Annotated in this window: 7 protein-coding genes; 6 read left to right on the top strand and 1 reads right to left on the bottom strand. The window is 43.1% G+C overall.

Features of this window, described 5'->3' with window-relative positions; all coding sequences use genetic code 11:
- Positions 1 to 115: 115 nt before the first annotated feature.
- From ABF638_RS34160 to hemL, 3 genes are all read left to right on the top strand, one after another.
- Positions 116 to 871 (top strand): DevA family ABC transporter ATP-binding protein, encoded by a 756-nt coding sequence (locus ABF638_RS34160; RefSeq protein ID WP_435027243.1) that lies wholly within the window; start codon positions 116 to 118, stop codon positions 869 to 871.
- Positions 872 to 931: 60 nt separating this feature from the next.
- Complete coding sequence (locus ABF638_RS34155; protein ID WP_435027242.1) at positions 932 to 1,504, top strand: SOUL family heme-binding protein; 573 nt, start codon at positions 932 to 934, stop codon at positions 1,502 to 1,504.
- A gap of 87 nt (positions 1,505 to 1,591) precedes the next feature.
- Positions 1,592 to 2,890, top strand: a complete 1,299-nt coding sequence (gene hemL, locus ABF638_RS34150; protein WP_435027240.1) for a glutamate-1-semialdehyde 2,1-aminomutase — start codon at positions 1,592 to 1,594, stop codon at positions 2,888 to 2,890.
- Positions 2,891 to 3,038: 148 nt separating this feature from the next.
- Here hemL and ABF638_RS34145 read toward each other — a convergent pair whose 3' ends face one another.
- Positions 3,039 to 6,569 carry an NB-ARC domain-containing protein gene (locus tag ABF638_RS34145; protein WP_435027239.1) on the bottom strand — a complete coding sequence of 1,177 codons (3,531 nt, stop codon included), beginning with the start codon at positions 6,567 to 6,569 and terminating at the stop codon, positions 3,039 to 3,041.
- 401 nt (positions 6,570 to 6,970) lie between these two features.
- Between ABF638_RS34145 and ABF638_RS34140 the strand changes: the two genes are divergently transcribed.
- The 3 genes from ABF638_RS34140 to ABF638_RS34130 all read left to right on the top strand — a co-directional run bounded on the left by ABF638_RS34140 (position 6,971) and on the right by ABF638_RS34130 (position 12,126).
- Positions 6,971 to 7,252: a hypothetical protein gene (locus tag ABF638_RS34140; protein ID WP_435027238.1), complete on the top strand. Its 282-nt coding sequence runs from the start codon at positions 6,971 to 6,973 to the stop codon at positions 7,250 to 7,252.
- Positions 7,253 to 7,356: 104 nt separating this feature from the next.
- On the top strand, positions 7,357 to 8,544 hold the full coding sequence (locus ABF638_RS34135) for a TRC40/GET3/ArsA family transport-energizing ATPase (RefSeq protein WP_435027237.1): 1,188 nt from the start codon (positions 7,357 to 7,359) through the stop codon (positions 8,542 to 8,544).
- 255 nt (positions 8,545 to 8,799) lie between these two features.
- Complete coding sequence (locus ABF638_RS34130) at positions 8,800 to 12,126, top strand: GAF domain-containing protein (RefSeq protein WP_435027236.1); 3,327 nt, start codon at positions 8,800 to 8,802, stop codon at positions 12,124 to 12,126.
- Positions 12,127 to 12,320: the final 194 nt, after the last annotated feature.

The raw sequence follows: 12,320 nt of genomic DNA, 5'->3' as shown, positions 1-12,320 counted from the left end.
CGCTTGACATCTGGGCATCTGCTTTAACTTGACACCAATGGCGAGACGCCCACCCTACAATAAATAATTGAATATTTTTTTATTTGGAAGTCCCCAAATTTACGGTTTAACTCTTATGTTGCAAGAAATTAGTCTCGATCAAAGTTCAAAACTCAAAGTTCAAAACACTTCCCAACAACCCGTTATTTCAGTTTGCCATCTCGATTACTACTTCGGTCGGGGAGAACTCTGCAAGCAAGTCTTGTTTGATATTAATCTCGACATTTATTCTGGAGAGATTGTGATTATGACTGGGCCATCCGGTTCTGGTAAAACCACTTTACTAACACTAATAGGTGGATTGAGATCCGCGCGGGAAGGCAACCTGAAAGTTTTGGGACAGGAAATATCTGGGGCTAGTAAGCGGCAACTGATGCAAGTGCGGCGGCAGATTGGTTATATTTTTCAAGCACACAATTTATTAACCTTTTTAACAGCAAAGCAGAATGTCAGAATGTCTTTGGAATTACATGATGAGTACCTAAAGCAAGATATGGATCAGCTGGCAACGGATACTCTAAAAAGTGTTGGTTTAGGCGATCGCATCGATTATTATGCAGACAGTCTTTCTGGAGGGCAAAAGCAGCGAGTTGCGATCGCTCGTGCCTTAGTCAGTCGTCCTAAAATTGTTCTTGCCGATGAACCTACTGCTGCTCTCGATAAAAAGTCGGGTCGCGATGTTGTAGATATCATGCAGCGTCTAGCTAAAGAGCAGGGTTGTACCATTTTACTAGTCACCCACGATAATCGAATTCTCGATATTGCCGATCGCATCATCCACATGGAAGATGGACGGTTAGTACAAGAAGTGGGAAAACAAGGAACTATCTAATTTGGCTAGTGAGAACGTGATTTTTTATTGGCATTAATTTTAGCTATTTGTGAAAGTCTTATGAGTCAAACCGAAGAACCAAAATATTCCATATTGCAATCGTATGATGATATTGAAATCCGACAATACGAGCCAAAAATTGTTGCTGAAACAGTCATTCAAACTGAAAGAGATCGAGCAAACAAGGCTGCATTTTCGATTCTTGCCGCTTACATATTTGGTGAAAACACGTCTGTAACAAAAATTGCTATGACTGCGCCTGTCACGCAATCCCAGCCAAGTGAAAAAATCGCCATGACTGCGCCTGTCATTCAACAAGAAGCGGGAGAAAATCTCGCCACAAGTGCTTGGGCGGTACAGTTCGTGATGCCTTCAGAATATACGCTGGCAACGCTGCCAAAACCAAAAGACTCTCGCATTACTATCAAAGAACTTCCCAGCAACAAAGTAGCGGCAATCCATTTTTCCGGTCTAGCTGGGGATGAACAATTGCAGGAAAACGAAGCCAAATTATCTGCTTTTCTGGCTCGGCAAGGTATCGAGACAAAAGGTAAAGCGATTTATGCTTTTTATGACTCTCCGTTCATTTTGCCCGCATTTAGACGCAATGAAGTCATGCTCGAATTGAAATAATATTTGCACGTTTTGCTTGTCACTCTTAATAACTAGATTCTCACTCTTCGCGATCGCATCAAGTCAAATATCTCAGGAGAAAAAATTATGATTGCAACGACTCGCTTAAAAACCACCCAATCGGAAGAAATCTTTGCTGCTGCCCAAAAATTAATGCCAGGAGGAGTTAGTTCCCCCGTGCGGGCTTTCAAATCTGTTGGTGGACAGCCAATCGTATTCGATCGCGTCCTTGGCGCTTACATATGGGATGTAGATGGCAATCAATATATCGATTATGTCGGCAGTTGGGGGCCAGCTATCTGCGGTCACACTCATCCTGAAGTCATTGCTGCTCTGCACGATGCCCTGGAAAAAGGAACTAGCTTCGGTGCGCCCTGCTATCTAGAAAATGTACTGGCACAGATGGTAATCGATGCTGTTCCCAGTATCGAGATGGTGCGTTTTGTCAACTCCGGCACGGAAGCTTGTATGGCTGTTCTTCGTCTGATGCGAGCTTTTACGGGGCGGGAGAAAGCAATCAAGTTTGAAGGCTGCTACCACGGACACGCCGATATGTTTCTCGTTAAGGCTGGCTCTGGTATTGCCACTCTCGGCTTGCCCGATTCTCCTGGTGTGCCCAAATCTGTGACTAGCAACACGCTGACAGCTCCTTTCAACGATTTAGAAGCAGTAAAAGTATTGTTCGAGCAAAATCCCGGTGAAATTGCTGGTGTAATTCTTGAACCTGTTGTTGGAAATGCAGGTTTTATTCCACCTGCTGCGGGTTTTCTTGAAGGTTTGCGAAAACTCACGCAAGAGCATGGAGCGCTGCTGGTATTTGATGAAGTGATGACAGGCTTTCGGATCGCTTACGGTGGAGTGCAGGAGAAATTTGGTGTCATTCCTGACTTAACTACCTTAGGTAAAGTGATCGGCGGCGGTCTGCCAGTCGGTGCTTATGGTGGTCGCCAAGAAATTATGTCGATGGTTGCTCCAGCCGGAAGCGTGTATCAAGCCGGAACGCTTTCGGGCAATCCACTGGCAATGACGGCAGGGATTAAGACGTTAGAGTTGTTGCAAAGACCTGGAACTTACGAGCATCTCGATCGCATTACGAAGCGGCTCACAGAGGGAATGCTGGAGATTGCCAAAGAAACAGGTCATGCTGCCTGCGGTGGTCAGATTAGCGGCATGTTTGGTTTCTTCTTTAACGAAGGCCCGGTTCGCAATTATGAGGATGCGAAGAAGTCTGACTTAAGTAAATTTGCTCGTTTCCATCGCGGGATGTTAGAACATGGAGTTTATTTAGCTCCATCTCAATTTGAAGCCGGATTTACTTCTTTAGCTCATACCGAAGCAGACATCGATCGCACCCTCGAAGCAGCCCGAAAAGTCATGTCTCAGTGAACTTCTTGCAAAAGTCGGGGTAAAGGGGAAGGGGTAAAGGGGAAGGGGTAAAGGGGAAAAAAACTCAAAATCTTTTCCCTTTAACCTTTACCCTTTACCCTTTACCCGCCAAGTGAACTTGGCGAACTACTAAGCTAATGGTTTGAGCTTAGATAACTGCTCCTAAAGAGGTCAACGTGGCCGTTGCCGCCTCAGTTAAACCTTTAACTCCGACAATATTCATTTGCTCATAGGGCTTAGTCGCTCTCATAGTTTTTAAGCATTTGCCTGCTCCGATATCCCAAAGTTTAATCGTTTCATCGTCACCGCCACTAACCAAGGTTTGGTTATCTAAACTAAAGGCAACTGACCAAACCAAGCCTGTATGTCCGTGCAAAACTTTTAGGCACTCACCCGTGCAAACGTCCCACAACTTGATTGTCAGATCGTGACTCGTGCTAGCCAGTATCTTGCCATCAGGGCTAAAGGCGATCGATTGCAACCAGTTTGTGTCTGCTTGTAAAACGTTCAGGCACTCACCTGTGTGCGGATTCCACAGCCTGATTGTTCGATCTGGACTAGCACTTGCCAGGATATTACCATCAGGGGCGATCGCAATTGCCCAAATCCAACTCGTATGTCCTGCCAAGGTTCTGAGGCAGTCACCCGTGTGAATATCCCATAACTTGATCGTTTGATCCCAGGAGCCACTCGCTAATATCTCTCCTTGAGAGATAAAGGCAACTGACCAAACCGCAGCGTTATGTCCCTGTAAGGTCCTTAAGGTTCGACCTGAACGAACATCCCATAATTTTATAGTACAGTCCTCACTGCCACTGGCGATCGTCTGGCTATCTGGACTAAAGGCAATCGACAAAACTGCTGCACGATGTCCTTGTAAGGTTCTTAAGGTTTTACCTGAAGGAACATCCCATATTTTTAGTGTTTTATCTCCACTACTGCTGACTAGGATATTTCCTTCATGATTAAAGATAACTGAATGAACCGAGTTGGAATGTCCTTTTAACACTTTGAGGCATTCACCAGTTGCGGCATCCCATAACCTTACAGTGCGATCGCGGCTGCTACTAGCAAAAATTTGACCAATGCTTGGTAAGCTAGCACTAACAGGACTAAAGGTAACAGAGAGTATTTGATTGGTATATCCTTGTAGGGTCTTGAGGCATTCACCTGTATCGACACTCCATAGCTTCACGGTTTGATCGTGCCCACCGCTAGCCAAAAGCCTACCTTGGGGACTGAAGGCAACTGCAAAAACCCAACTGAAATGTCCTTGAAGGGTCTTGAGGCATTCACCTGTATCGACACTCCATAGTTTCACAGTTTGATCGTGCCCACCGCTAGCCAAAAGGTCGCCTTGCGGGCTGAAGTCCACTGAAAAAACTCGATTTGAATGCCCCAGAAGTGTTTTGAGACATTCACCCGTTTGAGTTTTCCATAGCCTAATAGTTTGATCCTCGCTGCCACTTGCCAGTATTTGACCATCTGGACTGAGGATTATTGACCGTATTCCACTATTATGGTGTTTTTCAAACGTTTGCATACACTGTTCAGTGTTGATATCCCACAATTTAACAGTGCGATCGTCACTACCACTCAACAGTTGAGTATCTCCCCTAAAGACAACAGAGAGTACCCAACTAAGATGTCCCTGGAGTGTTTTGAAGCATTCTCCAGTGCTGCTATTCCATAGCTTCACGGTGCAGTCATCGCTGCCACTTGCTAATGTGCAATTATCTTGGCTAAATGCAACCGACCAAACCTCATTTGTATGCCCTTCTAAGGTGCGAAGGCACTGACCAGTACTAACATCCCATAGCTTTATTGTGTAATCTGTGCTGCTGCTAGCGAGAATCTTACCATCAGGGCTGAACGTCAGTGATGTTACCCAACTTTTATGTCGCGTGCAGATGAAGACTGGTTGCACATCGCTAACTTGGTACAGATGAATTTCTCCATTACTGTCACCTACCGCCAGAAGTTCTCCATCAGGACTAAAGGCTACCGCATGAATAGCACCAAAGGTTTCAGTAAACGTACACCTCACTAGATGGGCGTAAGCAAAATTCGTATTTTGCAAATTTACATCTCGGAGGTCAGCCTGCCAAATGCTTAGGCCAGAGAAATCATAGCCTGTTAAATTAGTTCCTAGCTGATTGAGTAAGTTAAGAATATTACCTGCTACATATCCCGGCTCCAAGGGGGATTTCTCTCGCTGTTTGAGTAAGATTTGAGTCAGTTCATATTCCAAGTTTTTTTTGCCTTGCAACAGTGGAATTAATCGGTTAATCACGGCATAGAGAATGAGACGAATTTGAGTCTCTCTGATATAGTCTTTGGCAGTAGCTTTGATCAGAGCATGGCTTCTAAAAAGCGAAAACTCCTGCTTAACAATCTCCTCACAAACTTGCTCAATCAAGCGACTTGTCACATACTCCATCACGACTGGCTGTAGGGTGAAGTAGGCTGTATCTCGTTCGATGAGCGATCGCCGTCCCAAAGATTCCAGCGTTTCAATTAAATTGAGTTGGGGAAAAGGCGATACTAAATCTTCTCGTAATTTGGAGAGGGTTACTGGCTCCCGATTAATCGCTAGCCAGTACATTACATCTTTTCCCTCATCAGATAAACGCTCAAATTGCTGCTCTAATAAATCACGAAGATCGCCAAATACGGTGGTTTCCTCTTTTAAAAACTCAGAAATATAACCATCAAATAAATCTTGAATCGTAGTTGCGACAATTTTTAAGGCTAAGGCATTGCCCCCATAGCGTTTAACCAGTGCGTTAAATTGAGTTTCTAAACCCTTGAGCCTCTTACTCTTAAGAATTTCCTCTCCCTCTCCTTCTTTGAGTCCACCCAATCTCAAAGTTCGCACTGGCAAGGCTTCTCCTTCTAGAGAGGCAACTTCTTTAGGTTTTTCTCGCGTTGTGAGTAGCAAGCAACTCTGGTGGTCTGATTTACCTATTCGTTTGAGGAGTTCGCCATACTGCTCATATCCAAGGTTATATTGTCCTGCTCGACTCCCACCACGTAACACAGCGTCTACATTATCGAACACGACCAAGCAGCGCATTTCCTTAAAGTAGTTAAGCAGCAGGGAAATCTTATCGCTAACGCTTTCGGGCAATTCTGCCTCAGTTTCTTGCTCGTCAGACAGAAACTGAATGATGCTACCCAAGAATGTATCAATGGGTGGAGCGTCATATAGCGATCGCCAGACAATACAATCAAATTTGTCCTGCATTAGTTCTGCCAATTTGATCGACAGACTAGTTTTCCCGACTCCACCCATTCCGAGAATGGTCACTAATCGACAGCGATCCTTCAGCAACCACTCATCCAGAGTACTGAGTTCTTCTGTACGTCCGTAAAATGCTAAGACAGAAACAGCTTCCCCCCAATCTTGACGGCAATTGGGGTCTGAGGTCGAATAGTAGCCTTCGCATAGGCAGCTATCAAAACCAAGAAAGAGAGCCTCAAGTGTTCGCTTGTCAACTCCCTTCCTACGGTTTAAAACTTTTCTGATTGTTAGAGGGTCTAAGTTAGTGCGGTAGCTTAACTCTTCAAGAGTGAATCTCTTGCCAAAATTATCTCGAAACTCAAACTTGTGCCTTGCTTCTTCGAACTTCTGTAAACCAACAGAAGTGAGTATAACTCCGCGCTTACGTCTTAGCATACCCAAATTCCTCTACAGACAAAGATAGATTTAGCACAGAACTTAAGTACTTTTTCACCCAAGATATATTTATGACTGAAGTTTAGACTAAATGGTGAGAAAAAGCTGTACAGTGACTATCAGTGAAATATCAAGATAATTGCACATTTGTCAAGAAGGTGCAGAAAAAGGGAGCAAGGGAGCAAGGGAGCAGGGGAGAGTTCAAATACCAAGTTCTTTCCCCTCTGCCCCTCTGCCCCTCTGCCCCTCTGCTCCATCAAACGCCTGAAGCTTGTGAGAAATACGGGTTATATCCTCAAACTAGACTGTACCCGTTGTCAAAATTTGAATTTGGAATTGCTGAACAAAATCCCTCAATACTTTAGAGTTAATAATAGACTTAATTCCAAAGCGCGATCGCAATGACTGATAAAGAACTCAAAAATCTACTTGAGAGCAACGCTAAAACAGTCCAAGCTATGTTAGATGAAATGGCAGAAGCACGTCAGGAACGCCAAGAACTCCGAGAAGGAATGTTCCAAATCCAGAATGCAGTAGCACAATTAACCAACATACAAGAGAGAATAACCAATTTACTAATTTCTCTCGATGGCGATCGCCCCACAATTCTCAAAAAACTCTCAGCACTGGAAACTAAACTCGATCAGTTATTGCAGCAAAACCCAACGGACGAGTTAGGGTAAACGTTCATAATAATGCCTAGACGTGTTGAAACAACATTTATTTTCCTTAAACAGTCGATAATGTAAATAAATGTAAAAAATTCTCAGGCAGGATAGAAGCATCTATGCGTGTAATTTTGATGACCGGTAAAGGCGGCGTGGGCAAAACTTCCGTCGCTGCTGCAACTGGACTCCGTTGTGCGGAACTAGGCTATCAGACATTGGTTTTAAGTACAGATCCTGCTCACTCCCTAGCAGACAGTTTTGACATGGAACTGGGACATGCACCCCAAAAAATTCGCCCAAATCTGTGGGGTGCAGAACTAGATGCGCTACAAGAACTGGAGGGAAACTGGGGTGCTGTGAAACGTTATATTACCCAAGTTTTACAGGCCAGGGGTTTAGATGGCGTACAGGCGGAAGAATTGGCTATTCTACCAGGCATGGATGAGATTTTTGGCTTGGTAAGGATGAAACGCCATTACGATGAAGGTGAGTTTGATGTCTTAATTATCGACTCGGCCCCCACCGGCACAGCACTGCGTTTGCTAAGTTTGCCTGAAGTCGGTGGCTGGTATATGCGCCGTTTTTACAAACCATTTCAAAACATCTCGGTGGCACTTCGACCTCTGGTGGAACCTTTGTTTAGACCAATTGCTGGTTTTTCCCTACCTGATAAAGAGGTAATGGATGCACCTTATGAGTTTTACGAACAAATTGAAGCTCTGGAAAAAGTATTAACAGATAATACTCAAACCTCAGTGCGTCTTGTCACTAATCCTGAAAAGATGGTGATTAAAGAGTCTCTTCGTGCCCATGCCTATCTGAGTTTGTATAATGTTGCAACAGATTTAGTAGTGGCTAATCGGATTATTCCTAGTGAAGTCCAAGATCCATTTTTCCAACGTTGGAAGGAAAGTCAGGAACAATATCGCCGGGAAATTCATGATGATTTTCACCCTCTACCTGTGAAAGAAGTTCCTTTATTTTCCGAGGAAATGTGCGGTTTAGCTTCTTTAGAACGCCTGAAGGAAACCCTTTACAAAGATGAAGATCCAACCCAGGTTTATTATAAAGAAACAACTCTTAGAGTTGTGCAAGAGGAAAACCAATACAGCTTAGAACTTTACTTACCTGGTATTCCTAAAGACCAAGTTCAATTAAGTAAAACGGGAGACGAATTAAACATTACAATTGGCAACCATCGTCGTAATTTAGTTTTGCCACAAGCCTTAGCAGCACTACAACCAGCAGGGGCAAAGATGGAAAACGATTATCTAAAAATCCGCTTTGCTGACAAAGCAAAAATTTAATTTTGTTGGGCGTTTTTCTGTCAACAAAAAATTGCAAATAAACAGCAATAATCATTTCTCGCAAATGCAACAGACGCAATTTTATTAGCGTCTGTTTTTATAATTTTTGGTGAATTTCCATAAAAAGCAAATAAATATTTTGGTTAGTAATTTGCCGTAGTTTTACTGAAGACAAATTGATGAAATAAATTTGAAAATGTCATTAGATTTAATTATCTTTGTTTTGTAAATTATTAATTGAATATATTATAAGCAATGACCTCTAACATTGAACAACATTTGCCCTTATGTCGCCATGAAGAAAGTTTACTACGTCGCATTACAAACCGTATCCGACGTAGCTTAGAGTTGGAAGAAATTATCACAGTGACAACGGCAGAGGTGCGATCGCTATTAAAAACTGACCGCGTGATGATTTACAAATTTCATCCCGATGATAGTGGTCAAGTGATTGCTGAGTCAATTTACGAAAATCGGTTGCCATCACTACTAGGACTAAATTTTCCTGCTGACGATATTCCCCTCAGCGCCCGTGAACTATTTATCAAATCACGGGTGTGTTCTATTGTAAATCTTGATACTCAAGAGATTGGTCAAATTCATCTGCGTGACTTGGAAAATGGAGAAACTATATCAGAGGAAATCTGTTACCGCCCTGTAGATTCCTGCCATATTGAATATTTGACGGCAATGGGGGTAAAGTCTTCTGTAGTAGCCCCTATTCTCTATCAAGATGAACTCTGGGGGCTGCTGGTGTCTCATAATTCCCAAGCGCATTTGATTTCAGAATATGAGCTAGAAGCAGTACAGACGGTAGTTGATCAGCTGTCAGTAGCGATCGCTCAAAGTACCCTTCTTGCTCAAGTCCGCAAAACAGCCGAACGGGAAGCGATCGTTAACCGCATTGCGACTCTACTGCATTCACTGCCGACGATTGTATTACAACCAGCCTTAGAAGCGGCTGTTGCTGCCTTTAATGGTGTTGGTGGTCGGCTTTGTATTAGAAATGCAGCTTTTGATTTTCACAGTGGCAACATCACCAGCTTGACAGAATGCTTAATACCAGGAAATACCTGTATTAAGCTTTATATCTGTGGAGAACAACCTGTGATGCCAGAACAAACTATATATCCACTCATAGAGCAGTATAGTGTCTGGCAAGAACACTATAAGTCTAGTAACTACGATGTTTGGGCGATTTCAGATATATATAACACTTCTGACTTGCGAAGTTTGCAAGTTGCTTTTCAACCAACTAAAATTCGCAGCATATTGACAATTCCACTCCAGTATCGTCAGCAGTTACTAGGCTACTTAAGTATTTTCCGCAACGAAGTAGATACAGAAACTCTATGGGCGGGGCAGTATGACAGCGATCGCAGGCAACTGTACCCCCGGCGATCTTTTGAGGCTTGGCGCGAATCTAAAAAAGCACAAGCTCAAAAATGGACGGTTGAAGACATTGAACTGGCTAGAAACCTCGGTAAACACTTCGCTTCAGCAGTTCAGCAGTATGAACTACACCAACAAGTACAAGTCTTCAATGAAAATTTAGAAAAACAAGTTAAAAGACGCACAGTTGAGTTACAACGGACATCTGAACAAGAACAGGCTGTGTTTAAAGTTATTGCCGAAATTCGTGAATCTCTAGATACAGATACTATTTTTCAAACCACCACTAAAGAAGTTTGTCAATTAATCAAAGCTGATCGCGTTTCTGTTTATCGTTTTGATTCTAGTTGGGGTGGTGAATTTGTTGGGGATTTCGAGGCTGCTAGTCCATACTGGTCGAATGAGTCTGAACTAGGTATTAATACAATTTGGAATGACACCTACTTACAAGACACAGAGGGAGGACGTTACCGCAACAATGAAACATTTGCAGTCGATGACATTTATAGTATGGGGTTTACTCAGTGTCATATCGACAATCTAGAGCAGTTTCAAATTCACGCTTTTGTGCTTGCTCCGATTTTTATTGGGCAAAAACTTTGGGGTTTGCTGGCAACTTATCAACACACCGGCCCTCGGCAATGGAAAGCTTCTGAAGTTAACTTTCTCAGTCAGATTGCTGCCCAAATGGGAGTAGCACTCCAGCAAGCTGAATTACTCAATCAGACACGACAACAAACGTTAGATTTGCAACAAGCAGCAGAACAACAACGGGTATTGTTTGAAGTTGTGGCGAAAGTTAGGGAATCCCTTGACCTAGATGCGATTTTTCAGACAACCACCCAAGAAATTTGTAAATCATTACAAGCCGATCGAGTTGCAGTCTACCGCTTCCAGCCTGATTGGAGTGGTGAATATATCGCCGAATTTGTGGGCAATGGCTGGTTAAAGCTAGTAAGTGACCATACCAAAACAATTTGGCAAGATAGCTATTTGCAAGAAACCCAAGGTGGGCGATATCGTCACAATGAAACTTTTGTAGTTGATGACATCTATGAAGCTGGCCACTCTCAATGCCACGTTGCAGTTTTAGAGCAAATTCAGGCAAGGGCTTATGCGATCGCACCTATATTTATTGGGCAACAGCTATGGGGCTTGTTAGCAGCATATCAGAATTCTGCACCGCGCCATTGGGAAGCCTCGGAAATTAAGTTCATCACTCAAATTGCCAATCAGCTTGGGGTTGCGCTCCAACAAGCCCAATTACATAATCAAACCAAAGAGCAGACCCAAAAGTTGGCTCAAGCTTTGCATGATTTACAGCAAACTCAAACCCAACTGATCCAAACTGAGAAAATGTCCTCACTTGGTCAACTGGTAGCTGGTATTGCCCACGAAATTAACAATCCCGTCAACTTCATTTATGGCAACATCAATCATGTCAACGATTACGCCCAAGATTTACTCAGTATACTAGACCTTTATTTGCAAAATGCCCCTAACCCCAGTCCTGAGATTCGCGATCGCGCCTTCGAGATAGACTTAGAATTTCTCATGGAGGATTTACCCAAAACTCTATCTTCCATGAAAGTTGGCATTGATCGTATCCGGCAGATTGTCTTGGGTTTACGGAATTTCTCTCGCCTCGATCAGGCAGAAAAGAAGCCAGTTGATATTCATGAGGGCATTGATAGCACCTTGCTAATTTTGCAGCATCGCTTGAAAGCAAAACCGGAAAGTCCGGCGATTAAATTAGTCAAAGAATACAGTGACCTTCCCCTGGTAGAATGCTATGCCGGGCCACTGAATCAAGTATTTATGAATGTTTTAAGCAATGCGATCGATGCTTTAGAAGATTACAGGGAATCTCAATTACAACCTCATAGCAGTGAAATTACCATCAGTACTGCTCTTGGAGAACTTGAAGGCAATGTAAAGAGTGTAGTAATTCGCATTGCAGACAATGGCTCAGGAATACCCGAAGCCTTGAAGGCAAGAATCTGCGACCCATTTTTTACTACTAAGCCAGTAGGAAAAGGCACTGGTTTGGGGTTGTCAATTAGTTACCAGATTGTCGTAGATAAACACGGTGGTGTGTTTAAATGTGATTCTCAGGCAGGATTAGGTACAGAATTTTGGATTGAAATTCCGATTAGACAAATCACCAAATCACACCATCAACTCCCGTAGGTTGCAATACTTTTCGGATAAGCCTAACAATCTCATATTTTGGTCTGGGAAAAGGTTAAAGGGTAAGGGGAAAGGTGAATTCAAACCTTTTCCCTTACCCTTTAAGGGACTTCCAAATAAAAAAATACTCAACTACTTCTTGTGGGGTGGGCATCTTGCCATTGGTGTCAAGTTAAGAAAATTAGAGTCTTGTC

It is taken from the genome of Nostoc sp. CALU 1950 (genome assembly GCF_051172895.1).
Lineage (GTDB): Bacteria > Cyanobacteriota > Cyanobacteriia > Cyanobacteriales > Nostocaceae > Nostoc > Nostoc edaphicum_A.
The sequence above is the reverse complement of the archived record's forward strand: the minus strand, read 5'-3'. Positions and strand labels throughout refer to the sequence as shown.

What these genes read in the sequence shown, in the direction of transcription:
- ABF638_RS34135 (WP_435027237.1), top strand. Translation starts at nt 7,357, where the DNA reads ATGCGTGTAATTTTGATGACCGGTAAAGGCGGCGTGGGCAAAACTTCC.
- ABF638_RS34155 (WP_435027242.1), top strand. Translation starts at nt 932, where the DNA reads ATGAGTCAAACCGAAGAACCAAAATATTCCATATTGCAATCGTATGAT.
- ABF638_RS34140 (WP_435027238.1), top strand. Translation starts at nt 6,971, where the DNA reads ATGACTGATAAAGAACTCAAAAATCTACTTGAGAGCAACGCTAAAACA.
- hemL (WP_435027240.1), top strand. Translation starts at nt 1,592, where the DNA reads ATGATTGCAACGACTCGCTTAAAAACCACCCAATCGGAAGAAATCTTT.
- ABF638_RS34130 (WP_435027236.1), top strand. Translation starts at nt 8,800, where the DNA reads ATGACCTCTAACATTGAACAACATTTGCCCTTATGTCGCCATGAAGAA.
- ABF638_RS34160 (WP_435027243.1), top strand. Translation starts at nt 116, where the DNA reads ATGTTGCAAGAAATTAGTCTCGATCAAAGTTCAAAACTCAAAGTTCAA.
- ABF638_RS34145 (WP_435027239.1), bottom strand. Translation starts at nt 6,569, where the DNA reads ATGCTAAGACGTAAGCGCGGAGTTATACTCACTTCTGTTGGTTTACAG.